The sequence below is a fragment of the Bacillus sp. FSL R10-2780 genome (assembly GCF_038006125.1).
Taxonomy (GTDB): Bacteria; Bacillota; Bacilli; order Bacillales; family Bacillaceae_G; genus Bacillus_A; species Bacillus_A cereus_U.
In genome coordinates this window covers 1,639,821-1,662,937 of sequence record NZ_JBBOUQ010000001.1, presented here as the reverse complement: position 1 = coordinate 1,662,937, position 23,117 = coordinate 1,639,821, and the positions used below count along the sequence as shown (strand labels likewise).

The following is a 23,117-nucleotide window of genomic DNA, read 5'->3' as shown; positions in this document are numbered from 1 at the left end:
TTTTATAATGAAAGCTATTGCAGTAGGGATAGTGGCATCGTTTTTCTTTGCCTTTACCTTTGTGTTAAACCGGTCGATGGACTTAGAAGGCGGAAGTTGGATTTGGAGTGCATCACTACGGTATTACTTTATGGTTCCCATGCTATTACTTATTGTTATGTATAGAGGGAACTTAAAACAACTCTTTCAATATATGAAAAACAATCCGAAAGAATGGTTGTTATGGAGTATTGTTGGATTTGGTCTCTTTTATGCACCGCTTAGTTTCGCGGGTGCGTTTGGACCGGGGTGGCTCGTTGCTTCAACTTGGCAAATTACGATAGTTGCAGGAATTTTATTAACACCATTTTTCGCGGTAGACCCATTACATAAGAAGCTTCCGATGAAGGAATTAGTAATGTCAGGCATTATTTTATTCGGTGTTGTTCTTATGCAAGTAGAACACGCTTCTTCTTTAGGAATTCGTGAAACCATTTTATGTGTAGTTCCGGTACTCATTGCAGCGTTTGCGTATCCACTTGGAAATAGAAAAATGATGCAAGTATGTAAGGGCGAATTAGATGTCTTCCAACGAGTTCTCGGTATGACATTAGCAAGTTTACCATTTTGGTTTTTACTTTCTGGTTACGAAGTATCTACAAGCGGTTTACCGTCAAGTAGTCAAGTTTTTCAATGTTTTATCGTTGCGATTAGTTCAGGTTTAATTGCGACAGTATTATTCTTCTATGCGACAGATCTTGTAAAAGATGATCCGCAAAAATTAGCAACAGTCGAAGCGACACAGTCTGGTGAAGTTTTATTTGCGTTAGTAGGAGAGCTTATCTGGTTATCTGCTCCAATCCCGTCTTCTTTATCGTGGATTGGAATGAGCCTCGTTATTGTCGGAATGATATTGCATAGTTATGTAGCTGTAGTTGTGAAAAAAGAAGAAAAAATAACAGCGTAGCGTAAAAAGGGGCTGTCCCAAAAGTTTAATCTTTTTGTTAAGATAACGATAGTAAATGAAATTATATCGAACACAATTCACATTATATCGACTTAACGACAAAATATGACAAAACCTATTACTAAAAGAAAGCCGTCCCAGAATACTTTTTGGACGGCTTCTTTTTTACTTTTACATATCTCATGAAAACACTATTATTCTCTTAATTATTTTTCAAACTACTAGTAATTTGATTTTCCATATCAGGTAATGTAGTTTCTAAGGAAGTATCATTTAATAAATTTGCTTCGCCTGAATTATATTTATTAGTAGAATGAGAAGCCGGTTTGTTTAGTTTGTGATCATACTTTTCAGTATACCGTTTTACTTTGTTATTCTCATCAATTGTAAATTTACCTTGATAAGAATTTAAAGAAATGAACACTTTTTCTTTAAGTTTGAAAAAATCCTCCATATCTTCTTTGGCAAATAGAAGAACATTTTCATTCTTTTTAGAAGTTGGAGCACCATCTAGTAAAACTTCAATCGGTTCGTTTAATTCATTTTTTTGTATTTTAATTTTTTCTGGATCATACTCTTGTAATTTACCTTTTGTTGTGACACCACCAATTTCAATAAATTGAATTATATCACCGGGGTTCACTGCATTGTTAAAGCTTTTTGAAACTTGAATTTTTGAACGCGTAAATGTATTTGTATTAAAATCAAAATACTGAGATTCAATAATTGTCCCCTCTACTATAATATCAGCATTTAAAGCTAATTCTTTTACATCATTATATGTTTTTTCAAAGTCGGCCTTATGAATTACTTGTGTAATATCGTTTGTTTTGAAAACAGATTTTTTTGATGATACTTTTAGCAAAGATACGGGAGAGCTTTGCTTCATTTCTACTTCTTGTGAACCACTATAAATATAAAATGCAACACTTGAAGTTAATATGATACATATAAGTCCACTCGCAATAAATTTCTTTTTCATATAATTCACTCCATTCCTAATATAGAATACTAATTAATACAATGAGTTAATTCCGTAAAGTGAACCTGAATCTGGTGTATTTACAGTTCTACCTGAGCCAAACTGACACATAATAGAGTCACCTTCATAATTGTTATGAGCAAGGCCAAATGCATGTCCCATTTCATGAGCAATGGTTCCTGACTTATGATAAGTATTTAGAGAATCGAATGACGATGAATTGAGTTGAATTTTTGCCCAAGAATAGTTAGAAGACGGATCAATTTGACTACCGCTTCTATAAAATTTTGTTTCACCAAGAATACCACTTGAACGTGGATAATAATTGCCTTTGTAAATATCTATTACACTAGAAGGCTTGTTTGAAGTATTTCTAAAAGAAATAGGCGTCGATACAATTTTACCTGTATGAACCCAAGCGCTCATAGAACTATTAATTCTAGAGGATTCTCCAGAAGCTGAACTATCAATCCAATAATATTGTGTGGACTTCCCCCAATTTCCTACACCACCCGTTAACTTCCCTCCGAATGTGTCATAATGATTTGCTGCAAATGTCGAAGAAGGAATGGTAATAGATATGACAGAAACAAAAGCTAGAGACAACCCGACAATTTTTTTCATAAAAATACCTCCTTAAAGTAGTAAGATAAATCGAAGTAATCTTACCATTGTTTTTATATAATTTGAATGTAAAAATAAATAAATTCACATACGGCGTATGAAATTTCACAAAGGATTAAACATTAAGACAAATTTAAAAATGAAGGGTATAGGTAATAAATAGGTTTGCAAGGAAAAAGGAACTGTTGGCAGAGAAAGAATTGGAACAGCTATTTTTATGCTTTGTTTGAAAATGATTATGTTAAAAATTAAGAAAAATATGATAATATATGTATGTATTAGTTTAAAGTAAAATGGGGGAACAATCGTGAAAATGAATGAAATAGTGGCGAGTACACAACTTCCAAATACAATCGAAACAATTACAAATGATTTAAAAGAATTAGGGATAGAAAAAGGAATGACAGTTATTGTTCATTCATCATTAAGTTCGATTGGTTGGGTATCTGGCGGAGCAGTTGCAGTAGTAGAGGCGTTAATGAAAGTCATTACGGAAGAGGGAACAATCATTATGCCAACCCAATCTTCAGACTTATCCGATCCAAAACATTGGTCAAGACCACCTGTACCAAAAGACTGGTGGCAAATTATTCGGGATAACGTCCCAGCATTTGACCCACGTATAACACCAACAAGGGCAATGGGAGAAGTAGTTGAATGTTTTCGTACATATCCGAATGTATTGCGCAGTAATCATCCGCTCAGTAGTTTTGCAGCATGGGGGAAACACGCAGAAGAAATTACAGCGAATCATTCACTTTCCATAAGTTTTGGTGAAGAATCGCCATTACGAAAAATATACGATTTAGATGGATACATATTATTACTTGGTGTCGGTTATGACTCCAATACGTCCATACATTTATCTGAGGTACGTACAGGTGCACGTGAGTTAATAAAGGTAGGAGCGCCTATTATAGAAGAAGGGGTAAGAGTATGGAAAGAATTCGTTGAAATGGATTACGATTCTGACACGTTTGTAGAAATCGGAGTTGAATATGAGCGTAAAGGAACAGTTACGCGTGGGAAGATAGGGAATGCAACGTGCCGCTTTATGAGGCAACGTGATGCAGTTGACTTTGGAACAGAGTGGTTTCGTGCGAAAAATCAGTAAGGGATGGTTATTATGAAGGGGAAAAAAGTATTAATTACGAGCGGCGGTTGCCTAGAAAAATGGGATCAAGTACGCGGACATACAAATTTAGCAAAAGGTACGATTGGAAGAATCATTGCAGAAGAGCTAATGACAAAAGGAGCAAATGTAATATATTTGCATGGCTACTTTGCTGAGAAGCCAATGGCTGTAAATAACCAATTAGAATTGCACCCATTTGAAGGGATTATTGATTTACAAGATAAGATGAAAAGTATTATTACACATGAAAAAGTAGATGCAGTTATTATGGCTGCAGCTGGCTCAGATTGGGTTGTCGAAAAAATTTGTGATCAAGATGGAAATGTTCTTAATATGAACGGAAAGATTTCAAGTGATATCGCACCAATTATTCATTTTCAAAAAGCGCCAAAAATATTAAAACAAATAAAGAGTTGGGATCCAGAAACGATACTCGTTGGCTTTAAACTTGAAAGTGATGTAAATGAAGCAGAACTTATTGAAAGAGCAAGCAAAAGAATGGAAGGTGCAAAAGCGAGTGTGATGGTAGCGAACTCACCGCATTCTTTATATTCCCGCGGCGCCGTGCATCACGTCATTGGACAAGATGGTAATGTGAAGTTATGTAATGGGAAAGATGAAACTGCAAAAGAAATTGTCAATATGTTAGAGCGTTTATGCAATCGTATTACTGCGATGTAAATTTAAGCTTTTAGAAAGAGCTGCAGTCGCATAGTATATAATGGAGTTAATATTAACTTAGTGGGGGAACGTATCCCTCACTAAGTATTAAATTGAATCAAATCAATGGAATAGGCCATTAGCTGCTCGTAAATGTGTAATACATGATATATGCATAATGAACATTTTGTGAGGAGTGGATTGTATGGAACATTTATTAAAGCAAGCTATTAAACTTAGAAATGAAAAGAAATATGCGCAGTCTAGAGAGATACTTATAGGATTAACAAATTTTACGAGAGATGCAGAAGTGCTATATCAATGCGCTTGGATACATGATGTCATGGGTCTTGAAATGGAGGCGGTTCCGTATTATGAACAGGCGATTGCGAACGGACTTGATGGTGAATCACTTCGCGGTGCGTATATCGGTCTTGGCAGTACGTATCGTTGTATAGGGGAATATGATAAAGCGATTACTGTATTAGAAGCAGGGATAAAGAAGTTCCCGGAAAATGACGTGATGAAAGTATTTTTATCATTAGCAAAATATAACGTAAACGATCATGAATCCGCGATGAAATTACTACTTGAAATGGTCGTAAAAATAGAGGAAGTAAAAGAATTTGAACGTGCCATTTCATTTTATAAAGATCATTTAAATGAGGTTTTTGAATAGAGGAGAGAAGGAATGAATCCATCAATTTCACGAAGGCGAAAAGGCATTTGGATTGGGCTCATATCTTTAATTATGTTATCAAACTATTTATTGTATGCCCTTCCAATAGTGCCAGCTGCCCCGAAAGAAGTAGTGCTTGGTTCGTTATTAGATTTTATGTTTGTAATTCCAATCATCACATATTTCTTTATTATAAGGAAAAGATATTCGTTAACGTATATGTTTCCTGTAGTTATAGCTGGATATGTGTTCGCAAGATTTATAATTCCTAGTGATTATTTACAAGCTTTTTCATTTGTTTCGTATGTAATAGTTGCTGGAGAAATTGTGTTCGTATGTTTTGAACTGATTCTGATATATAAAATTATAAGAGTACTTCCTAAAATAATAAAACGATATAAAGAATATAGAAGTGAGTATTCTTCATTTTCTTATGCGATTGATGCAGCATTTGATGCTAATATGAAGAGAAGTAAGACAGTAAATATCATTCTAACAGAGTGTAAATTACTCTATTATGCTTTTTTATCGTGGCGTGAAAAAGTACTAGAAAGTGAATTCATATATTCATATCATAAGAAGACCGGTGCAATAGGTGTTTATATCATGATTATTCATGCAACATTAATTGAAAGTATCGGTTTTCATTATTTACTTCATCAATGGAATCCAGTTATAGCTTGGATTTTACTCATTTTGAACATATATGCGATGTTTTATTTTTTAGCTGAAATCCAAGCGATGCGTAAAAATCCAATTATCGTTGCGGAAGAAAAAGTGATCATTCAAATTGGATTAGGAAAGAAAATCGTTATACCATATACACAAATTGATAACATTGCGTTTTATAAAGGCGAACCTTTAACGAAAGAAGAAGAGAAAGAGGTTCTTGACGCAACTGTTATGGAATTTATAAAAGAACCTGCAACTTTTGAAATAACGTTAAAAGAGCCAATTAAAGCACAGTTGTTATATGGATTTTCTAAAACAGTAAGTCGTATTCACTTAAATGTAGACGATGAACGGAAATTTTATGATGCGGTTATGGAGAAGTTGAAATAGGAGTAAAAATAGTGAAAAATAAAAAAACTCGCAACTTAATAGCTTGCGGGTTTTCGTCGTAAACAATTAAAAAATATGATAAAATTAAGAGGTAACTTATGGTACGGTTGGTTGTTCAATTATCACTTCTCCGAGTAGGAGGGGGGTGATAATAAGTGAGTGAAATTACGTTGTTACTGCAAGGTGGACTGTTTCTCATTGCATTGTTAACGTTTATTGTCGTCTTAATTGACAAACTCAAAAAATAACAACCCACCTATGCCTATAGAATGTGGGTTGTTGTGTTTGTACGAAACAAATAGGATAAATGAACAATCCAATCTGCTAAGTTACGTGGACTAGTGTGTAGCCGCACACTAGTCTTTTTTATTTATATACAGTTTTTAATTGTTTTATGTGATTGTATTGTTCTTTTCATACTCATTATAACACAGTGTCTTTTCATGAAGAAAGGAGACCGTATGTTCTTATGTGGATTAAATAGAACGTGTAGTTTCTTTAAATAGCCCATCCATATACTGTTTTAAACTTTCCACAAAAAATCCTTTTTTGTCTACATTATTTACGCCGACAATTGGTGATGGAAGATTGTATCTTTTTTCTGATAAATGAACAACAACATCAAAAATATCAAATAGGCGAATGAAGCAGAACAGACCGTCTTTATCACTAAGTAAAATAAAGTAATGGTTTTCGCTCGTTGTATTTAATGTATTCCATAAAGAGCTTTTGCTTAAGTCACGAACGATACTCTTTTCCTTTAATTCCATGAAATCGGCATTTAATAGAATGGTAGAAATATCAATCGCATCTGGATCGTCAAAGTAGCCATCAATTGTTTGTACAGCAAAAGTATAGGCCATTTTTAATACACTCATCTTATATTTACGGTTATCTAAAAGCAATTCACGTTGAATAGAACTAGCTACTTTTGTTACGCGCTCCTCTTTCCAAATTTCATTATGTAATGAAATATCGTGCTTTTTACATAGTTTCATAATTAATGCATTAGAATAAAGTATCTCATCACTTACTTCGACTACATCTGTCTCAGCGGCTGCTAGCTCCTCACCATGTTCATTCGTATAGAGAGGGGAGTCGATTTGTTTTTTCATTTGCTCAATCTTATATTGACTTAATTTATGTCTAATTAAAGGACGGTCAATATTTGTTGTCATATGTTCATGACAGGAATCACAAATTGAGTTTGTGAAATAATATCCACATAATATCTCTGGAATGACATATTGTTCACTAAGTTCTTTCGTATCTTTTCTGCAAATGATGCATTGTGTCATATTTATCACCTTTACCTGCAAATTTGTCTGTAATCTCATTGTAGTGTATTTAATGGGATTTTGGAATATTGTAAAGGAAAATATTATGTGAAATCTAAGTTTAATTTGGTACAATGAAGAGAAGTGCTAGTTTAAAGGAGGACGTTTTTTTGAAATCGAAAGTGCACTTTTGGACATTAGAAGTGCTGATGGTTGTAGGAATTATATTTATTTGCACAAAAATATCGTTTCTATTTCAACCGATTGGTATCTTCATATCAACATTATTTTTCCCAATTTTAATCGCGTTATTTTTATACTTCATATTTAACCCATTGTTAGTCTTTTTGGAGAATAAAAAAGTACCTAGAGGTTTAGCGATTTTACTACTGTATCTTTTTATTATCACATTAACTGGAGTTGCTATTGGAGTAGTTGTTCCAACCATCTCACAACAGCTAATGGATCTAGTGAAAAACATGCCGACTTATATAAAAGAGGGGAAAGTATACATACAAGATCTATCCCATCATAGGTTATTTGAATGGTTATCTACACAAAACTACGTTTCCATTGAAACAATTGAGAAAAATGCGATTGAATACTTAAAGGAAATACCAAACACAATTACGTCGAGTGCAACGGCTTTATTTGGTATTATCACGAACGTGGCGTTAGTTATTTTTACAGTACCGTTCATTTTATTTTATATGTTTAAAGATGGACATGCATTTCCAGGAAAAGCTGTTAGTGTATTACCAGAGTCTTACCGTGAAGAAGGACTTCGTATCATAAAGGAAACGAACGAAACATTATCTGCATATATTCAAGGGCAAGCGCTCGTTTGTTTATTTATAGGTGCCTTTACATTTACTGGTTATTTAATTATCGGTTTACCGTATGCTTTCGTTTTAGGGATTATCGCAGCATTTACAAATATAATTCCGAACTTAGGTCCATTTATCGGAGCAGCACCAGCTGTAATTGTAGGGCTGTTCGTATCTCCGATGCAAGCTCTGTACGTAATTATTATTGTAACAATTGTACAGCAGTTTGAAAGTAACATCATATCTCCACGTATTATGAGTTCGAAATTAAACATCCATCCGTTAACAATTATCATCCTTATTTTAGGGGTAGGTAATTTCGCGGGAATTATCGGAATGATTTTAGCAGTGCCTGTTTATGCGGTAACGAAAACAGTTGTTTCGAACTTAGTGAGATTGTTTAAGACGAAACGAAGTAAACGGAAATAGAATATGTTGAGAAAGATACACCGCTTAAATTGGTGTATCTTTTATTTTTTTAGAGTGTATGAAATACTTATTATTATATATTTTTTACACATCAAATCAGGCGATAATTTTTTGTTAAATAAACTTTATAAACTATGTGGAATCCCTCTGAACTATCCAAATCATCTCTTTACACTGCGTCATTAACATCATAATCGACTCCTTTCATTTCTAATATAAGTTCAAACAATTATAGGTGAGTGTAGTACTTGCTTCTACGATCACGAATTTCATCTATAATCTTTTTATACTGTTCCTCTTGTTTTGCTTCATTTGCAGATATAGTTTCTTTTTGAATCGTAATGGTTAAAAAGAAAAGGTGAAACTTCATACATGAATTCCTCCTTTCGAATAGGAATTACAGGTGACTACAATAATGACTTTGTCGTTCTTTTACGTTGTCCATTGCCTGTTCAATTTGTTGGCCATGAAGCATATCAAACTCAGACAGTTTATTTTTTTGAATGGTAATTGTTAAAAATAATACTTTGAATTTCATTGGATTTTTACCCCTTTATAATTTATTTAGTAAAGACGATTGTAATAAGAGGACTGGCGCTCTTTTACTCCGTCCATAATGTTTTTAATTTGTTGTTCGCGAGAAATTTCATCTTTTGAAAGTTTGCGTTTTTGAATGGTAATCGTTAAAAAGAAAGCTTTAAATTTCATTAGGATATTACCCCTTTATAACTTATTTAGTAAAGACGATTGTAATAAGAGGACTGACGCTCTTTTACTCCGTCCATAATATTTTTAATTTGTTGTTCACGAGAAATTTCATCTCTTGAAAGTTTACGTTTTTGAATGGTAATCGTTAAAAAGAAAGCCTTAAATTTCATTAGGATATTGCCCCTTTATAATTTATTTAGTAAAGACGATTGTAATAAGAGGACTGGCGCTCTTTTACTCCGTCCATAATATTTTTAATTTGTTGTTCGTGAGAAATTTCACCTTTTGAAAGTTTGCGTTTTTGAATGGTGATTGTTAAAAAGAAAGCTTTAAATTTCATTAGATTATTACCCCTTTAAAAAATATTTTTAATACATTTGTGTATAATACGAACTTTTAATGTCCGTTATTTTATCCATAGTTTGTTTTAATTGTTGTTTACGAAATATTTCAGCTTCAGATAACGTTTTTTTCTGAAGTGCTGTCGTAAAAAAGAAAATATGAAAAGTCATAGACGAATTCCTCCTTTCGAAAAGGAATTACAGGTGATCACAATAAAGCACTTGGCGCTCCTTAACATCATTCATAGCTTTTGCAATTTGCTCATTATGAAGAATTTCAGCTTTGGAAAGTGTATTTCTTTGAATCGTAATACTTAAAAACAATACGCTAATAGTCATCGAATGTTGCTCCTTTCTTTAAAAAATAATGTATGAGACTAAAAAATCGCACAAAAAAGCCACAGGAAGATATCGTTCTCCTATGGCTGGGCGTGAAAAAGCCACAGGAAAGTATACGACCTCCTGTGGCGAATTTATGAATTAATAGAAATAAAGTGCGATTTTCAATTCTCCATTAGGGTGGTCGAATTCATATTTAATTGTCCGAAAAACACAGGTGCAGTTAACGCTAAAGTTAAAGCATCTAATTGTAATTTCATCATTTCCTTCGACCTCCTTTTAGAATATTTTTCTTACGTTAGTAATTATATACAATTAATGGATAATTGTAAACATAAAAATTGAAAATTTTTAATTTTGATTAAAATGCGTATATTTTAAAGGGTTTTTAATGGATACATTGTATAGATTGGATAATAAATAGAACTTGGGGGTGTCTAATGAAGTATATGATTAGAATAGCAGGTGTTATGCTAACAATTTTTTTATTTGTTACTGCTTGTTCTAATGGGGAACAAATAAAAGAAATATCACATATTGAACCTGGGGTTTTTAAAAAATATACGGGGACATACGTTGGAAATAATTCCGACGTGTTTGCGATTGTTAAAAACTTATCTGGTGGAGAAACAGTTCAAAGTATCAGTTTAGAAAATGAAAATATTAAAGTGAAATATGGTGCAAAAGAGAATGGAAATCTTACAGATGACATGATTGAGACGTATTGGTTTGATGGGAAGGATACGATGAAAAAGAACTTTCTCTTTAATGCTATTTATCTTGCAATTTTAGTACCAAATGCGAAAGGGTGTGAGTTTCAGGTTAAAAATCAAAGTTTTGCATTGAAAAGAGAAGAACTTTTACCCATACTTTATAAAGAATTTAATGATTTGCCAAAGGATGATCTTATATGGAATAAGGGAATCGTAATGAACTTCTTTTACGGTAATCAAGAAAAAATAGAAAAGCTAGTTAATAATAAAGATTTTCGAAAGCAATTTTTTGATGAACATCCTGTGCGGGAATCTAAGTGATAGGGAAAGAGAAAATAGAAGAATTGCACGATAGATTGTATACAGGTCCTTTACTACAATTTTTGAGAACGGATATTCCATACATACCACATGTAACAGTTGGGAGAAAAGGTAGCGCGGAGTTAGCAACTGAAATAGCGAAGGGGATTCCTAGTTTTCATGAGAAGTTGGACTGTGTAATTAATAGAATTAGTGTGGAACGAATTGGTGAGAATGGAGAGTCAATTATTGAATTTGAAGTACCATTGCAAAAAAGCTGACAAAAGTCAGCTTTTTTATTTCGTACCATGAAGTAAAGCACCAATCGCACCACTATAACCGCCGTCTTGTAAAAAGACTGGTATTTTATTTTGATATTCTGTATAGCTACTTATAATACTTTGAAGATGTACGTTATTACATAGAGTAGAACCGATGTAAATGATATGGTCAATATTTTTCGTTTCGGCGAATTGAAGGCTTAATGCTGTGACGACTTCACCGACAAGTCCTTGAACGGTAGCTAGTATATCTGAACTACTATAATTTAAATCTGTAATGGCCGCTTTTCCGAAATTGCTAGCAGTTAAGTTATTATCAATAGGGGAGAGAATCCCACCATAAATATCTCCAACTGTAATATCTAGACTTTTTCTGGAGCCTATATTCGTAAGCGGAATCACATCTTCAAAATGATCTATATTTGTTAATAGTTTTGAAAGGCCCATAATAGTACCACCGCCAACGCCAGTTCCCCCAGCGCGAACGTATTGCTTGTCGTGAACATAGTGAATGGAAGTACCTGTACCGATATTTGTTAATACAAAGTTGTTTATAGCACGTTTTTCTTCTTTTAGTATGTAGCGTACGCCTGCTAAAGTAGCTTCAAACTCGTTTAATTCTACTATTTTATATGAACCTGAAAGTAGTTGTTCTACCTGTTTAGCTTTACCACCTGTAATGCATAATTGTGTAATTGAATTATTATTATGAAGCCATTCTTTAATTCTTTTTTGTTCATATGAATAAAATTTTTCAAAAACTAATTTGTTCATTTCGTTAAAGTAAGCAATTTTTGTTAATGTTCCCCCAGCATCAATACCAACAACATTCCGCATTTTTCTACTCCTTACTATGTAATCTGTTTAATCAGCTTGATATATTAATAGCTTTTCAATGGTAACGATTGATTGACCGTTTACAGAGGCAATTCCTTTCCCAAGAATAAAACCTCGTCTGTTACGTGTTAATTCATAATGTAAGTCAAGTTTATCACCGGGATACGCATTTTCATGAAATTCCACCCCATCTAAAGAGGAGAGGAAACCAAGTCCTTCAGATTCACCTGTACTTACAAAAGCACTAAGTTGAGCGAGTGCTTCTACAATTAGCATATGAGGCATATAGTTTTGATTGTTATTAATAAACCACTCGTTATTTGTGATCAGTTTGTATCCTGTAGCTGATTGAGATTCTTTAACGTTTGTAATTTTATCGATCATTAAAAATGGATAGCGATGTGGAAGAGTATCTTTAATATTCATATCGTACCTCCAGGAATAATAATACCCCTGCTAAAGTTAAGCAGGGGAGTTATTATTAATTCTTAACTAATTCTTCTATTTTTTCAATAGAGAAAATACCGCTATTTTTAATGTTTTCAACTGCTTCTTGTAATACTACTTTATCTTGAACAAGTGCAATACGTACAAAGCCTTCGCCGTGAGGACCGAAAGCATGGCCTGGTGTGACAACGACATTTGCACGATCCATAAGTGCATAAGCGAACTCTAGAGAAGTCCATCCTTTCGGAATTTCAGCCCAAACGAACATACTTCCAGCTGGTTTATCGACATTCCAACCGAATTTGTGGAATCCGTCCACTAAAGTATCTCTACGTTCTTGGTAAATGCTTCGGTTTTTCTCGCAAAACTCTGCGCCATTTCTTAGTGCAGCAGATGCTGCTTTTTGAATTGGTAAAAATACACCGTAGTCTGTATTCGATTTAAACTGTGTTAGTGCACCAACAACGTCTTCATTTCCAATCATATATCCAATACGGCTACCTGCTAAACTATAACTTTTTGATAAAGAGTTTATTTCTACACCAACTTCTTTTGCACCAGGTACAGATAAGAAGCTAATTGGCTTTTGACCATCAAAATAAAATTCAGCATAAGCAAAATCATGGACAATGATAATATTATGTTTTTTCGCGAATGCAATTACCTCTTTAAAGAAATCTTCATGAGCCATTGCTGGAACTGGATTCCCTGGGAAGTTCAAAATCATCATCTTCGCTTTATCGGCAATTTCTTTAGGGATAACTTCTAAGTTAGGTAAGAAATCATTTTCTTTCTTTAATGGCATGTAGTAAGATGTTGCACCGGCCATTTGAATTCCTGTTTCATAAGCTGTATATCCTGGATCAGGAACTAGTATTATATCTCCCGGATTTGCAAAAACCATAGGTAAATGAACGAGTCCGTCTTGTGAACCCATTAATAATAAAACTTCTTTTTCAGCATTTAATATAACATTATGAGTGTTGTTGTAATATTCAGTTACAGCTTCGTGAAATTCTTGAATACCAGATAACGTATATCCGTAACTTTCTTTTGCACTTGCTGTATGTACCATTGCTTCTCTTACGAAATCAGCAGGAGGCATATCGGGATTCCCGATACTTAAATCAATCATTTTATGACCTGCTGCAATTTTCTCTTTTTTATAGGCCCCTAATTCACTAAATATAGAAGATTGGAATGCTTTCATTCTAGTTGCTAACGTGTAAGTCATCAAAATCCCTCCTAAAAACAGTGTTTTCTTTCTGCGTTTTTAATTATTCTGAAAACACATGTTTACATTTTATCATTTTTTTATGAAAATTAAAACGATTGACAAATTTAGAGGGAGGATAATAAGGAGAGAAATAAAAATAACGCAGAAAATATTTTCTACGTTATAAATGGAGATTAATTGTTTGTTTTTTTATATGTACATGTTTTTTCAGTTGTAAAAAAGTATACATTTAATTTATTATCGACAACTTTTAAAGATTGATCTGATGTAAACGAGTTACCATAATCAATATGATAAACGTTAGAATTTTTAACAAACGTTCCTTTAAATAAATCCTCTTTTTTATTTGTTGTTTGCATTTCCACTAAATTGTGAACAACCTTTTCTTTCTTTTCTTCTTTTACAACTGTTTCAAATTTATAATATACAGGGCATTCACCTTTTTTATTATCAATGACTTCCCAAGAGCCGTATATATCATTATTGCTACATCCACTAAGTAGAACGACTAATATAGGAAAAACAAGTAGAAACTTTTTCATTGTGTACTCCTTTCTTATTAGTTTTTATAAACGTGCGAATACGATAGGAATATTGTAAAAAATAAAGTTTAAATTTTTATAAAGAATTACTAAATTTCACATAAAAATTTGGATAAAGATGAGATTTTCAAAATAAAAAGGCATGAATCTAGTGTAATACCAGATTCATGCCTAACAGTCTATCTTATGTTATGTCTTTTGAGGATAAATGAAGCGGAAAGAAGAATGAAAATTCCGTTTACAATATATACATCTGTAATAATAAAGGCTAGGTTAGCTGCACCAAAACCACCTTTATCGAATATAGAAGCGAATGCTGTAGTAGTCAAAAAGATAATGGGAGTTAACAGTAAAAATAAGAAACCTGCAACAATTCTTCTTTTAAAGTTATTTTGAGATAGGGAAATGGCTAAAAAATTAAGGACGCCAAACATAACTAATGAAAAAAGAAGGGTAATTAATAATTGCATATCAACAGACATTTCCACAGCTCCTTTTTGAAAAATCTATTGTTTATTGTATTCGAAAACAGTAGGCGATCCACCTTTAAAAATTTGGACTATACAAAGTATATAAAGTTTAATCTTAGGAATTGAAAAAGACTGGATTAAGTAAAATACTTGATCCAGTCTTAAGAAGTATTAGTTTTATCTCGCTATTTGTGGGCAGTGGGAGATGAACAAACCCCTCACTGATTAAAGTTTCACTTTATAAATTTGCAGATTGTGACGTTTGTTTTTCAAATTGTTTCTGCTTAGATAGGGAAATAAAAATAATCAACAATGAAATGACTCCGAAAATTAGAACCATATACTGTAATCCAATCGTATCTAAGAAGAAGCCTGTGCCGAGTAAGACAATTTGGAACATAACTCTTTCAAACATATTACGGAATGAGAAGAGACGTCCGTGATAGCTTTTTTCGACTTTCGTTTGGAAAATTGTCGACATAATAGGGAAGAAGCAGCCAACACTAAATCCAAACAAACCAAATGAGGCAAGTGCCATCCATTTAATATCGCTAAAGAACAACGAAAGGTGTGCAAAAGCGGTGCAAAATGCGAAGAAATATAGTAACTTTTCAGGTTTGAAATGATCAGATAAACGTTTAATAACGAATGCACCTAACATAAACGCTACACCTTCAATTGTATATATGAATCCTTTAATTGTTGGGTCATGTTGCATTTCGCTAATGTTAATAACCATTAAATTGAATCCAGCTATAAATAAAAGAGGGATAATACTTAATATAAGTGCTTTAAAAGCAATAGGGATTCCTTTTAAAATACGAAATACTTCCATAAAACTATTATCTTTAGCTGATTGTTTACTTAATGTAGCTGATTTTTTATCTTCAAATTGTAGGAAGAAAGTTGAGAGGAATAATAAAGCGTATGCTGCCATTGAGAAGGCATACATATACTGTAAACTCATTACAACTAAAAGAATTCCACCTAGTGAAGTACCTGCAATACGAGCGATTGTACCAACATTCATATGTACACCGTTCATCTGTAATAGCTCATGTTCACGAACGATGAGTGGGATTACAGATTGTAATGCAGGGAAATAAAATGCCGCTGAAATTTGAAGTACAATCATAAAAGCAATCATAAAGGCGATACTTTCATATTGAATAGCGAAAAACATGAAAATAACACTAATAACACGACCAAATCCAGCGTAAAGAAGAACTTTCTTTTTTTCATACTGATCAATGACACGACCAGCCATTGGACCAACTAGAACGCCAGCTAACAGTCCGATAAATAATATAACTGATTTCATGAAATCAGAAGGAACGTATTTTTGCATGAATTCAAGGTTACCAAGAATACCAAGCCATAACCCTAGACCAGCGATAAACTCCCCAATTAATACAATCCAAACATTTTTATTACGCCACATAATTAAAACCTCTCAGTCTTTTAAAATTAAAAAATCGTATATAAAACCTCCTAATTTATTCATTATTTTTTAACGCGCCTTTTTTAGAGTCAGAGTCTATATTACGTGTTTCATTAGTGGATTTCAATCTTTTTGATTTGTGGAAAAATGATGGATTAAGTGATGCGATGGGTAACTAAAAAGACAAAAAAACTTACAAGTAAATTCAAAGGAAAAGTATGTGTAGGGAAAATAAAAAAAGCAAGAGCGTAGATAATACGTCTCACTTTTCTCAAAAAATAAAAAATAGATAAAATTAGTAACACTTTTATGTGAGTTGTTTCTTAATATTTTTCAAACGCTAGGCAGAAAACTCTTCTTTACGTACTTCGAAGAATTCATTCCGGCGTAAGTAATTAAAAATTTTCTCTGAAACCTCTTTTTCCTCGGATATTAAGAAACGATGATCAAAAGCATAGAAAGATTGACCTTTAATTAGTTTTACGTAGTATATTTTACACGCCTCCTTTAAATTAGGATTCTTAAATACTTTCTATTATGATGACCTATCTGGTTGTTAATAATACTTAAAGTTTCAAAGGGAAGAAGTATAAATTCAAAAAAACATTGAAACAGCTTACAAATCTGTAATGTTTTTGTCACCTTTAACGATAGTTAAAATTAACCAATATCTCCTATACTACAAATAAGTTACATAAAACAAGGAGGTAGAAAGATGGAGGAAGTAATTGGAGAAGTTGTAGCAGGGATTTGTGAATTTGTAGTTGAAGTTACGGTGGATGTTTTAGGAGATTTAGTTTCCGGAAATGATGAAGAGAAAGAAACATTATAAAATTTGTAGAAAGTTTAAAGATAAACAATGTGTAAAAGCTGATTTCTAAAGGGAAGTCAGCTTTTATATTTTTTACATTATATTAATAATATTTAAATATTCATCTGTTATGATGTTAGTGAAACCAATAAAGGAGCTGATTGATATGAATATGCCTAATTCTAGATGGGATGTACCTGATTCTAGTAAGATTGTGGCGAATATAAATGAAAAGGAATATCACTTTATTGTTCGTATACATCCACTTGCAGGAAAGATTATAGCGCTATTTGAAAATGGGAAAGAATATGGTTTGCTTGATAAGCAAATCGCTAGTAGGAATAAATTTATTAGGTCAGAACTTACTAAGTTGGAGCATTTCAACATAGATATTCTTTATGATAGTCCTGGGTGGATATGGATTGGCATGGATCAATATGGATTTCATGCAAGAGAGGCTACTAATAGCGAAGTAGAAGTTCTTGTGAAGTTACAGGGGGATTAAGCTATTTAGACGTGTAAGAAGATCCTCAAATATAAGAGATACTTTGTGGGGTTGTGGGATAAGTTCCCATAACCTTTTTTGTTTTGTACTTAAAAATAAAAGAGTTAAATTTTTTTGATAGAAGGTCTCTAATAGAAGAGACGAGACTAAAAGAGGATTTGAAATTATATAGAGAGAACTTATAAATTAAATATAATACTTTATAGAAAGAAGATGATAAAAATGAGTAAAGAAGAACTTGTGAAACAACAATTTGGTAGTAATGCAGAGAAGTATGTGAAAAGTAAAATTCATGCAAATGGACCGGATTTACAATATGTAGTTCAGCAAGTTGAAACTCGTCATAATACTCGTCTTCTTGATATTGCTACTGGTGGTGGACATGTTGCAAATTTGTTAGCCCCAATGTTTAAAGAGGTAGTCGCTCTTGATTTAACAGAAAAAATGTTAGAAAAAGCAAAAGGTTTTATAGAAGGGAACGGACATGAAAATGTATCATTTGTAGCAGGAAATGCAGAAAATTTACCATTTGCTGATGAAGCCTTTGATACAATTACATGCCGAATTGCCGCACATCACTTTGTTGATCCTTTGCAATTTATTTTTGAAGTACATCGAACGTTAGAAAATAATGGATTATTTATATTAATTGATAATGTTTCACCAGAAAATAATGAATTTGATACATTTTATAACTTTATCGAAAAGAAGAGAGATCCGAGCCATGAACGAGCTTTGAAAAAAACAGAATGGATTACTTTATTAGAAAAACAAGGTTTGCAAATGCAGTCATGTCATACTTTTGACAAGAAGTTCGATTTTGATTGGTGGTGCGATATGATGGATGTACCTATGCAAAAACGTGTAAAGTTAACAGAGTGTATGATGAAAACATCAAATGAAATGCAGGGATTTTTCAAAATTCAATTTGAAAACAATAAAATAGAATCGTTCTATACTGAAATGGCACTGTTCGTATGTAAAAAAAGTTCAACATTAAAAAGATAAATTTCTTGCAGTCTTTCTGATGTACGATATACTTAGTACAGATAAAATGAGAATTGAGGAATAGCAATAATGATTCGTGTACGTATTGAGGGAACTGAGGAAGAGATGCTTGAATTTTTAGAGAAAATGCCTGACATTCCTGGGTTTGAAAAAACACATATGAGAGAACCGAGAAAAGGGAATAATCCGAAATATGATTCAAGCAAAAATGTACTAGCATATTTATCGTATAAGAAGATTGAAGTCGCCAATAAATAGGCGGCTTTTTTAATTATCTCCGTTTCACCGCCTTGTCTTTTTTGCATAATAATGATAGTAGATTATGCTGGAGAGGGGTGAGAAAAGTTAATAAAAAAATAATCTTTTTCGGAGATTTTGGTATTGATGATGCAGTAACGTTAATTTATGCGAATAAAACATGCAAATTAGATATTATAGGTATCGTTGCAGAGTATGGAAATGTATCAAGAGAAATTGTAACGGAAAATGTTTATTTTTTAGAAAGATACTATGCTACAAAAGTGAAAATCATTAAAGGTGCCAGTAGACCAATGACAGCTGAAGATCCTTTGTTTTTTCCTGAAATTCATGGGGATCACGGTTTAGGTCCAATCATTCCACCGAAAATGAGATTTTGTGACAGCGAAAATTTTTGCGAATTGATTAAATTAATTGAGCCTTGTCCTGAAAATATTATTATTGTGGCGACGGGACGATTAACGACACTTGCAACATTATTTTTATTGTACCCCAATTTAATGAATCGAGTATGTTCTTATTATATAATGGGCGGTGCTTTTCTATTTCCAGGTAATGTTACACCGGTATCTGAAGCCAATTTTTACGGCGATCCAATTGCGGCAAATATTGTAATGAGATATGCGAAGAACGCTACTATATATCCGTTAAATGTAACGCAAGAAGCACTTATTACTCCTGAAATGGTCGATATTATTGATAAAGAAGGAGCAGGGCAGGCAAAACTTATTAAACCAATGATTGATTTTTATTACGAGAACTTTTACAAAAAAGAATATCCAGGTATTGCTGGGAGTCCGATTCACGATTTACTTCCGTTCATTTCATTTATAAATGATGATATTTTTGAATATAAAAAATCAGCAGTTTGGATTAGTACGACAAATGATGTAACGAGAGGTCAAAGTGTTGCGGATTTTAGAAAAATAGCTGAGCCAACGACGTTTGATAATCGTCCTATACAAAGGATTGCCGTTGAATTTAATTATCAAGCGTTTAAAGACGAATTTATGAGAACAATATTGAAGCCAGATTGTCCTTAAAAGGTTGAGTAGATTTGAATGATTTTCATAAGACGAATAACTTACGAAAAATGAAACATAACTAATGGTAAGCAATTGTTTCTAATTATAATTTTTATTGGTCAATTATAAAGGAGGAAATGATATGATTTGGTCTTTAATAGTCGGTGGTATATTAGGTTGGTTTGCAAGTTTAATTACTGGAAAAGATGTACCAGGCGGTGTAATTGGTAATATTATTGCGGGTATTGTCGGTTCTTGGCTTGGTACAGCATTACTTGGTAAATTTGGACCTGTTATAGGCGGATATGCGATTGTTCCGGCTTTAATAGGCGCGATTGTTTTGATTTTCATCGTAAGCTTTATATTCCGTGCAATGCGGAAATGAATACAAAGGGACTGTTTACATTTGTGAGCAGTCCCTTTGTATTATGTTGTTTAATCTGTTATGCTACTTTTATACAATCAGGAGGTGTCAGCATTGAAATCATTTACAGTAAATTTTCATCAAGAGGATAATGCAAAGGCAACAACAGTACATAAATTAAGTGAAGAGGACTTCGATAAAGCAACAGAAAAAGGTACTCGTCATCTATTTGATTTAGATACAAACGTTGGTTTCTTCGTATTCTTTGATGCTGAAGATGAAGAAGGAAACGAGCAATACTTAATGTTACAATATGAAGGAGATCATGAAGAACCAAGTGCTTGCTACGGATTTGATTTGAAATTATTCTATCAATTTTTAGCACTATACTTAAATGATCTTGAATTCCAAGGCGAGACAAATGAAGAAGAGGAAGAAAATGGTCCAATTCATCATTTAGCACATTTACTTTACCATATCGTTGAAGATGGTAAATCAATCGAAGTGTAAAAATACATATTTGAAGCTGTTCTTAAATAGGACAGCTTTTTTAATTTTATTAAGATATTATTTCAAGTGCCATTCCCTCAAGCCTTATAGGTTAAACAAGTTGAGAGTGGAAATTCAATCGTTACGGGGGCTGTTTATTCCTGCTATGTTTCAGTTGCAACACCACTAACTGTCGTTTTATTAATTGACATGAGCTTTTGTGACAGCGCATGTCAATTAATAAAAGAAGGATATAACAATTAAGGTGAGAAAGTGTATACAAGGAGATCAATAAGAGGATTAATAATACAATTCCAAGCTTTTTAAAACTTTCGTAAACCGAAGTACTTCCTTTATGGACCAAAAATAATTTAAGGGACAGTGTTATGGAATGGTTGCAAAAGTGAATATGTTGAAGAGGGAGGCTGAAAATGATGAAAGTATATATGAAAGTGCTTATATTATTCCTAACTTTAACGTGTGTAGCTGTTTTAACCGCGTGTAATAACGCTGAGGAAAAGAAACAAACGAATTCAACATCAGAAAATAGTACGGAAAAAAAGAGCGATACGTCAGAAGCGGGTAAAAAGAATGAGGACACCGCTTCGAAAAAAGAGAAAGAGTCTGTGGAAACACCAAAAGGTCAAGATTCGGTAAAACCTTCAACGGAGTCTAATTCGAAAAATACAGTGCTTAATCAAAAATCAATTAACCATGTAAAAGATTTATTTGAGCAAGCGAAAGAAGGTAAAGTACCTAATGTACCATATGCAGCACATACAGGTGATATCGAGGAAATAGAAAAAGCGTGGGGAAAAGCAGATAAAACTGATCAAGCAGGGAACGGGACGTATGCGACTTTTACAAGTAAAAATGTTGCATTTGGCTTTAATAAAGGATCACAAGTTTTTGACGTGCGATCTTACCATTCAGAACTTAAGGTGATTACGTTACAAGAAATAGAAAAGGCTTTAGGAAAACCGACGTCGATTAAAGTAAATGGTAATGACAAAATCTACGTTTATAAAGTAAATAACCAGTTTGAATTGAAATTCGTTATTCCAAATTCAACTGGTAAAGTACATCATATTTCTGTGTTTTCACCGGAGGATAGTATTAATAAAATGGCGGGTTAAATGAAAGAGCTGCTCCTATAGGGACAGCTCTTTTGCTTTGTTTCTTTCTAACGATTGAACAAAAACAGATTGAATGATACCGCCAATTATTAATAAGAATGCACAAATATAAAATAGAGTACTACCGCTTAATTTACTTAATAACAATGCTCCTACAAAAGGCCCGCAAGTTCTTGAAATATCCCAATGTATACCGTATATAGAAAAATATAATCCGCGTCTATGACTTGGAGCTATTTGTGAAACGAATCGTAGTAAGTGATTCAAAGCGATACTTTGCCCAATTACTAAAAAGAGTAATGTGAAGAATAATGACCATATTGTTGTGGAATAGCCGTAGCCAATCGCAGCTAACGTATAGCAAGTATAGGAGATAACAATGATTTTAGGCATAGAAAATCGTTCTGACCATTTCACAAGGAAAATTTGAAGAAGCACTTCCATGACTGCTTTACAAGTTGAGATAAACACGAGTATGAATAAAAAATTTGGAAATACACTTTCGGCGAATATACGATAATTGGATTCGGTTTGAGCGTAGAAAAAACTAATCGGTAGCGTAGAAACCATTAGCCCAAACACAGCATAATGTTTCGAAATAAATTGTTTTGGCGAATATACTTCTTTCATTTTTTCATTGTCGCTTAAAAGTGGGGCAGTTTCAGGAAGCTGCGTCCAAACGAGAATGGCATATAGCGTAAGGGCTACACCTTGTAAAATAAATAAATATTCAGGATGACTATTATAGAAAAAGGCGCCGATTAATGGGCCGATTACAGAGCCAATCGCTCCAGTAGTATGCAGAACAGCAAATATTTCTGCCTGTTGTTCTTCCTTCGTTAAGTCAGCGATTTGAGCGCGCTGTGCCGGAATATATAAAGAGCGGCCAATACCATTTACTACATACAATAAGGCGAAAAAGGCGACCGATTCAGCAAAAACGAATCCGCTTACGGCAAAAGCTTGTAAGAGTAATCCGAGTAACATTATTTTCTTTCGGCCGTATTTATCTGTTACACCTCCAGCGATTAATGTAAATACAATATCAGCGAGTGGCTGTAATCCGAAAAGAAGCATTGTAACTATGACATTACCATTTAAAGCTTTATTAACGTGAACAATAAAAATGATAGCTAACATCGCTTCAGTCGTTCGGACTAACAATTCACCGAACAACCGAATGAGGATGGGCTTATTATAACGTTTTAAAAGGTGATTCATTTTTAATTCCTCCTCCCTATATT

Annotated in this window: 33 protein-coding genes and 1 pseudogene; 16 read left to right on the top strand and 18 right to left on the bottom strand. The window is 33.2% G+C overall.

Features of this window, described 5'->3' with window-relative positions:
* Positions 1-7: 7 nt before the first annotated feature.
* Positions 8-946, top strand: a complete 939-nt coding sequence (locus NSQ47_RS08730; protein WP_078174309.1) for a DMT family transporter — start codon at positions 8-10, stop codon at positions 944-946.
* 202 nt (positions 947-1,148) lie between these two features.
* Here NSQ47_RS08730 and NSQ47_RS08725 read toward each other — a convergent pair whose 3' ends face one another.
* Positions 1,149-1,928, bottom strand: coding sequence for a hypothetical protein (locus NSQ47_RS08725; RefSeq protein WP_340824361.1), 780 nt, complete (start codon positions 1,926-1,928; stop codon positions 1,149-1,151).
* 33 nt (positions 1,929-1,961) lie between these two features.
* On the bottom strand, positions 1,962-2,552 hold the full coding sequence (locus NSQ47_RS08720) for a hypothetical protein (protein ID WP_002161425.1): 591 nt from the start codon (positions 2,550-2,552) through the stop codon (positions 1,962-1,964).
* 313 nt (positions 2,553-2,865) lie between these two features.
* Here NSQ47_RS08720 and NSQ47_RS08715 point away from each other — a divergent pair, with 313 nt between their 5' ends.
* The 5 genes from NSQ47_RS08715 (at position 2,866) to NSQ47_RS08695 (ending at position 6,336) form a co-directional block, all read left to right on the top strand.
* The gene (locus NSQ47_RS08715; RefSeq protein WP_340826900.1) at positions 2,866-3,666 is read left to right on the top strand and encodes an aminoglycoside N(3)-acetyltransferase; all 801 of its coding nucleotides are present in this window, start codon (positions 2,866-2,868) and stop codon (positions 3,664-3,666) included.
* 12 nt (positions 3,667-3,678) lie between these two features.
* The gene (locus NSQ47_RS08710) at positions 3,679-4,368 is read left to right on the top strand and encodes a phosphopantothenoylcysteine decarboxylase domain-containing protein (protein WP_340824357.1); all 690 of its coding nucleotides are present in this window, start codon (positions 3,679-3,681) and stop codon (positions 4,366-4,368) included.
* Between the two features lie 184 nt (positions 4,369-4,552).
* Positions 4,553-5,026, top strand: coding sequence for a tetratricopeptide repeat protein (locus NSQ47_RS08705; RefSeq protein ID WP_002161428.1), 474 nt, complete (start codon positions 4,553-4,555; stop codon positions 5,024-5,026).
* A 12-nt stretch (positions 5,027-5,038) separates the two neighbouring features.
* Positions 5,039-6,088 (top strand): hypothetical protein, encoded by a 1,050-nt coding sequence (locus NSQ47_RS08700; protein ID WP_340824356.1) that lies wholly within the window; start codon positions 5,039-5,041, stop codon positions 6,086-6,088.
* Between the two features lie 155 nt (positions 6,089-6,243).
* A complete protein-coding gene (locus NSQ47_RS08695; protein WP_087945754.1) occupies positions 6,244-6,336 on the top strand; it encodes a putative holin-like toxin in 93 nt (30 codons plus the stop codon).
* Positions 6,337-6,564: 228 nt separating this feature from the next.
* Here NSQ47_RS08695 and NSQ47_RS08690 read toward each other — a convergent pair whose 3' ends face one another.
* The gene (locus NSQ47_RS08690) at positions 6,565-7,386 is read right to left on the bottom strand and encodes an HNH endonuclease (protein ID WP_002110427.1); all 822 of its coding nucleotides are present in this window, start codon (positions 7,384-7,386) and stop codon (positions 6,565-6,567) included.
* A 149-nt stretch (positions 7,387-7,535) separates the two neighbouring features.
* On the opposite strand from NSQ47_RS08690, the gene NSQ47_RS08685 reads away from it, so the two are divergent.
* Positions 7,536-8,621, top strand: coding sequence for an AI-2E family transporter (locus tag NSQ47_RS08685; protein WP_002110426.1), 1,086 nt, complete (start codon positions 7,536-7,538; stop codon positions 8,619-8,621).
* 229 nt (positions 8,622-8,850) lie between these two features.
* On the opposite strand, the gene NSQ47_RS08680 is transcribed toward NSQ47_RS08685, so the two are convergent.
* From NSQ47_RS08680 to NSQ47_RS08650, 7 genes are read right to left on the bottom strand one after another with little or no spacing between them, the layout of a single operon-like run.
* Positions 8,851-8,991, bottom strand: a complete 141-nt coding sequence (locus NSQ47_RS08680; protein ID WP_241875651.1) for a YrzI family small protein — start codon at positions 8,989-8,991, stop codon at positions 8,851-8,853.
* 27 nt (positions 8,992-9,018) lie between these two features.
* Positions 9,019-9,159, bottom strand: coding sequence for a YrzI family small protein (locus NSQ47_RS08675; RefSeq protein ID WP_070146635.1), 141 nt, complete (start codon positions 9,157-9,159; stop codon positions 9,019-9,021).
* A gap of 26 nt (positions 9,160-9,185) precedes the next feature.
* The gene (locus tag NSQ47_RS08670) at positions 9,186-9,329 is read right to left on the bottom strand and encodes a YrzI family small protein (RefSeq protein WP_016100548.1); all 144 of its coding nucleotides are present in this window, start codon (positions 9,327-9,329) and stop codon (positions 9,186-9,188) included.
* A 26-nt stretch (positions 9,330-9,355) separates the two neighbouring features.
* A complete protein-coding gene (locus NSQ47_RS08665) occupies positions 9,356-9,499 on the bottom strand; it encodes a YrzI family small protein (RefSeq protein WP_002120144.1) in 144 nt (47 codons plus the stop codon).
* Positions 9,500-9,525: 26 nt separating this feature from the next.
* Positions 9,526-9,669: a YrzI family small protein gene (locus tag NSQ47_RS08660; RefSeq protein WP_256415964.1), complete on the bottom strand. Its 144-nt coding sequence runs from the start codon at positions 9,667-9,669 to the stop codon at positions 9,526-9,528.
* Between the two features lie 28 nt (positions 9,670-9,697).
* Positions 9,698-9,841: a YrzI family small protein gene (locus NSQ47_RS08655; RefSeq protein ID WP_000142704.1), complete on the bottom strand. Its 144-nt coding sequence runs from the start codon at positions 9,839-9,841 to the stop codon at positions 9,698-9,700.
* Positions 9,842-9,868: 27 nt separating this feature from the next.
* On the bottom strand, positions 9,869-10,009 hold the full coding sequence (locus NSQ47_RS08650; RefSeq protein ID WP_002110421.1) for a YrzI family small protein: 141 nt from the start codon (positions 10,007-10,009) through the stop codon (positions 9,869-9,871).
* 440 nt (positions 10,010-10,449) lie between these two features.
* On the opposite strand from NSQ47_RS08650, the gene NSQ47_RS08645 reads away from it, so the two are divergent.
* The gene (locus tag NSQ47_RS08645; protein ID WP_340824345.1) at positions 10,450-11,043 is read left to right on the top strand and encodes a DUF4825 domain-containing protein; all 594 of its coding nucleotides are present in this window, start codon (positions 10,450-10,452) and stop codon (positions 11,041-11,043) included.
* A gap of 2 nt (positions 11,044-11,045) precedes the next feature.
* Positions 11,046-11,303, top strand: a pseudogene (locus NSQ47_RS08640) (hypothetical protein); the annotation flags it as partial.
* 15 nt (positions 11,304-11,318) lie between these two features.
* Here NSQ47_RS08640 and coaW read toward each other — a convergent pair.
* The 7 genes from coaW to NSQ47_RS08605 form a co-directional block, all read right to left on the bottom strand.
* Positions 11,319-12,140 carry a type II pantothenate kinase gene (gene coaW, locus NSQ47_RS08635; RefSeq protein WP_341036646.1) on the bottom strand — a complete coding sequence of 274 codons (822 nt, stop codon included), beginning with the start codon at positions 12,138-12,140 and terminating at the stop codon, positions 11,319-11,321.
* Between the two features lie 27 nt (positions 12,141-12,167).
* On the bottom strand, positions 12,168-12,566 hold the full coding sequence (locus tag NSQ47_RS08630; protein WP_016105142.1) for a 3-hydroxyacyl-ACP dehydratase FabZ family protein: 399 nt from the start codon (positions 12,564-12,566) through the stop codon (positions 12,168-12,170).
* A 55-nt stretch (positions 12,567-12,621) separates the two neighbouring features.
* On the bottom strand, positions 12,622-13,821 hold the full coding sequence (locus NSQ47_RS08625; RefSeq protein ID WP_340824338.1) for an LL-diaminopimelate aminotransferase: 1,200 nt from the start codon (positions 13,819-13,821) through the stop codon (positions 12,622-12,624).
* Positions 13,822-13,997: 176 nt separating this feature from the next.
* Complete coding sequence (locus tag NSQ47_RS08620; RefSeq protein ID WP_002161441.1) at positions 13,998-14,366, bottom strand: hypothetical protein; 369 nt, start codon at positions 14,364-14,366, stop codon at positions 13,998-14,000.
* A 179-nt stretch (positions 14,367-14,545) separates the two neighbouring features.
* Positions 14,546-14,848, bottom strand: a complete 303-nt coding sequence (locus tag NSQ47_RS08615; RefSeq protein WP_341036644.1) for a hypothetical protein — start codon at positions 14,846-14,848, stop codon at positions 14,546-14,548.
* A 226-nt stretch (positions 14,849-15,074) separates the two neighbouring features.
* Positions 15,075-16,277, bottom strand: a complete 1,203-nt coding sequence (locus NSQ47_RS08610; protein ID WP_002161443.1) for an MFS transporter — start codon at positions 16,275-16,277, stop codon at positions 15,075-15,077.
* 340 nt (positions 16,278-16,617) lie between these two features.
* Positions 16,618-16,770 carry a YqbF domain-containing protein gene (locus NSQ47_RS08605; RefSeq protein WP_078174330.1) on the bottom strand — a complete coding sequence of 51 codons (153 nt, stop codon included), beginning with the start codon at positions 16,768-16,770 and terminating at the stop codon, positions 16,618-16,620.
* A 484-nt stretch (positions 16,771-17,254) separates the two neighbouring features.
* Between NSQ47_RS08605 and NSQ47_RS08600 the strand changes: the two genes are divergently transcribed.
* The 7 genes from NSQ47_RS08600 (at position 17,255) to NSQ47_RS08570 (ending at position 21,873) form a co-directional block, all read left to right on the top strand.
* Positions 17,255-17,593 (top strand): hypothetical protein, encoded by a 339-nt coding sequence (locus NSQ47_RS08600; RefSeq protein WP_204210073.1) that lies wholly within the window; start codon positions 17,255-17,257, stop codon positions 17,591-17,593.
* A 222-nt stretch (positions 17,594-17,815) separates the two neighbouring features.
* On the top strand, positions 17,816-18,601 hold the full coding sequence (locus tag NSQ47_RS08595; protein WP_002161445.1) for a class I SAM-dependent methyltransferase: 786 nt from the start codon (positions 17,816-17,818) through the stop codon (positions 18,599-18,601).
* 69 nt (positions 18,602-18,670) lie between these two features.
* Positions 18,671-18,859, top strand: a complete 189-nt coding sequence (locus tag NSQ47_RS08590; RefSeq protein WP_002110407.1) for a DUF3970 family protein — start codon at positions 18,671-18,673, stop codon at positions 18,857-18,859.
* 77 nt (positions 18,860-18,936) lie between these two features.
* Complete coding sequence (locus NSQ47_RS08585; protein WP_002161446.1) at positions 18,937-19,902, top strand: nucleoside hydrolase; 966 nt, start codon at positions 18,937-18,939, stop codon at positions 19,900-19,902.
* Positions 19,903-20,026: 124 nt separating this feature from the next.
* Complete coding sequence (locus tag NSQ47_RS08580; protein ID WP_002013368.1) at positions 20,027-20,269, top strand: GlsB/YeaQ/YmgE family stress response membrane protein; 243 nt, start codon at positions 20,027-20,029, stop codon at positions 20,267-20,269.
* Positions 20,270-20,362: 93 nt separating this feature from the next.
* Complete coding sequence (locus NSQ47_RS08575; RefSeq protein ID WP_002161447.1) at positions 20,363-20,758, top strand: hypothetical protein; 396 nt, start codon at positions 20,363-20,365, stop codon at positions 20,756-20,758.
* Positions 20,759-21,168: 410 nt separating this feature from the next.
* Positions 21,169-21,873 (top strand): YjgB family protein, encoded by a 705-nt coding sequence (locus NSQ47_RS08570; protein ID WP_341036642.1) that lies wholly within the window; start codon positions 21,169-21,171, stop codon positions 21,871-21,873.
* Positions 21,874-21,888: 15 nt separating this feature from the next.
* On the opposite strand, the gene NSQ47_RS08565 is transcribed toward NSQ47_RS08570, so the two are convergent.
* A complete protein-coding gene (locus NSQ47_RS08565; protein ID WP_341036640.1) occupies positions 21,889-23,094 on the bottom strand; it encodes an MDR family MFS transporter in 1,206 nt (401 codons plus the stop codon).
* Between the last annotated feature and the right edge of the window lie 23 nt (positions 23,095-23,117).

Bases quoted from the DNA above. Each gene is read 5' to 3' on its own strand.
- NSQ47_RS08730 (WP_078174309.1), top strand. From the start codon at position 8: ATGAAAGCTATTGCAGTAGGGATAGTGGCATCGTTTTTCTTTGCCTTT.
- NSQ47_RS08725 (WP_340824361.1), bottom strand. From the start codon at position 1,928: ATGAAAAAGAAATTTATTGCGAGTGGACTTATATGTATCATATTAACT.
- NSQ47_RS08720 (WP_002161425.1), bottom strand. From the start codon at position 2,552: ATGAAAAAAATTGTCGGGTTGTCTCTAGCTTTTGTTTCTGTCATATCT.
- NSQ47_RS08715 (WP_340826900.1), top strand. From the start codon at position 2,866: ATGAATGAAATAGTGGCGAGTACACAACTTCCAAATACAATCGAAACA.
- NSQ47_RS08710 (WP_340824357.1), top strand. From the start codon at position 3,679: ATGAAGGGGAAAAAAGTATTAATTACGAGCGGCGGTTGCCTAGAAAAA.
- NSQ47_RS08705 (WP_002161428.1), top strand. From the start codon at position 4,553: ATGGAACATTTATTAAAGCAAGCTATTAAACTTAGAAATGAAAAGAAA.
- NSQ47_RS08700 (WP_340824356.1), top strand. From the start codon at position 5,039: ATGAATCCATCAATTTCACGAAGGCGAAAAGGCATTTGGATTGGGCTC.
- NSQ47_RS08690 (WP_002110427.1), bottom strand. From the start codon at position 7,386: ATGACACAATGCATCATTTGCAGAAAAGATACGAAAGAACTTAGTGAA.
- NSQ47_RS08680 (WP_241875651.1), bottom strand. From the start codon at position 8,991: ATGAAGTTTCACCTTTTCTTTTTAACCATTACGATTCAAAAAGAAACT.
- NSQ47_RS08675 (WP_070146635.1), bottom strand. From the start codon at position 9,159: ATGAAATTCAAAGTATTATTTTTAACAATTACCATTCAAAAAAATAAA.
- NSQ47_RS08670 (WP_016100548.1), bottom strand. From the start codon at position 9,329: ATGAAATTTAAAGCTTTCTTTTTAACGATTACCATTCAAAAACGCAAA.
- NSQ47_RS08665 (WP_002120144.1), bottom strand. From the start codon at position 9,499: ATGAAATTTAAGGCTTTCTTTTTAACGATTACCATTCAAAAACGTAAA.
- NSQ47_RS08660 (WP_256415964.1), bottom strand. From the start codon at position 9,669: ATGAAATTTAAAGCTTTCTTTTTAACAATCACCATTCAAAAACGCAAA.
- NSQ47_RS08655 (WP_000142704.1), bottom strand. From the start codon at position 9,841: ATGACTTTTCATATTTTCTTTTTTACGACAGCACTTCAGAAAAAAACG.
- NSQ47_RS08650 (WP_002110421.1), bottom strand. From the start codon at position 10,009: ATGACTATTAGCGTATTGTTTTTAAGTATTACGATTCAAAGAAATACA.
- NSQ47_RS08645 (WP_340824345.1), top strand. From the start codon at position 10,450: ATGAAGTATATGATTAGAATAGCAGGTGTTATGCTAACAATTTTTTTA.
- coaW (WP_341036646.1), bottom strand. From the start codon at position 12,140: ATGCGGAATGTTGTTGGTATTGATGCTGGGGGAACATTAACAAAAATT.
- NSQ47_RS08630 (WP_016105142.1), bottom strand. From the start codon at position 12,566: ATGAATATTAAAGATACTCTTCCACATCGCTATCCATTTTTAATGATC.
- NSQ47_RS08625 (WP_340824338.1), bottom strand. From the start codon at position 13,821: ATGACTTACACGTTAGCAACTAGAATGAAAGCATTCCAATCTTCTATA.
- NSQ47_RS08620 (WP_002161441.1), bottom strand. From the start codon at position 14,366: ATGAAAAAGTTTCTACTTGTTTTTCCTATATTAGTCGTTCTACTTAGT.
- NSQ47_RS08615 (WP_341036644.1), bottom strand. From the start codon at position 14,848: ATGTCTGTTGATATGCAATTATTAATTACCCTTCTTTTTTCATTAGTT.
- NSQ47_RS08610 (WP_002161443.1), bottom strand. From the start codon at position 16,277: ATGTGGCGTAATAAAAATGTTTGGATTGTATTAATTGGGGAGTTTATC.
- NSQ47_RS08600 (WP_204210073.1), top strand. From the start codon at position 17,255: ATGAATATGCCTAATTCTAGATGGGATGTACCTGATTCTAGTAAGATT.
- NSQ47_RS08595 (WP_002161445.1), top strand. From the start codon at position 17,816: ATGAGTAAAGAAGAACTTGTGAAACAACAATTTGGTAGTAATGCAGAG.
- NSQ47_RS08590 (WP_002110407.1), top strand. From the start codon at position 18,671: ATGATTCGTGTACGTATTGAGGGAACTGAGGAAGAGATGCTTGAATTT.
- NSQ47_RS08580 (WP_002013368.1), top strand. From the start codon at position 20,027: ATGATTTGGTCTTTAATAGTCGGTGGTATATTAGGTTGGTTTGCAAGT.
- NSQ47_RS08570 (WP_341036642.1), top strand. From the start codon at position 21,169: ATGATGAAAGTATATATGAAAGTGCTTATATTATTCCTAACTTTAACG.
- NSQ47_RS08565 (WP_341036640.1), bottom strand. From the start codon at position 23,094: ATGAATCACCTTTTAAAACGTTATAATAAGCCCATCCTCATTCGGTTG.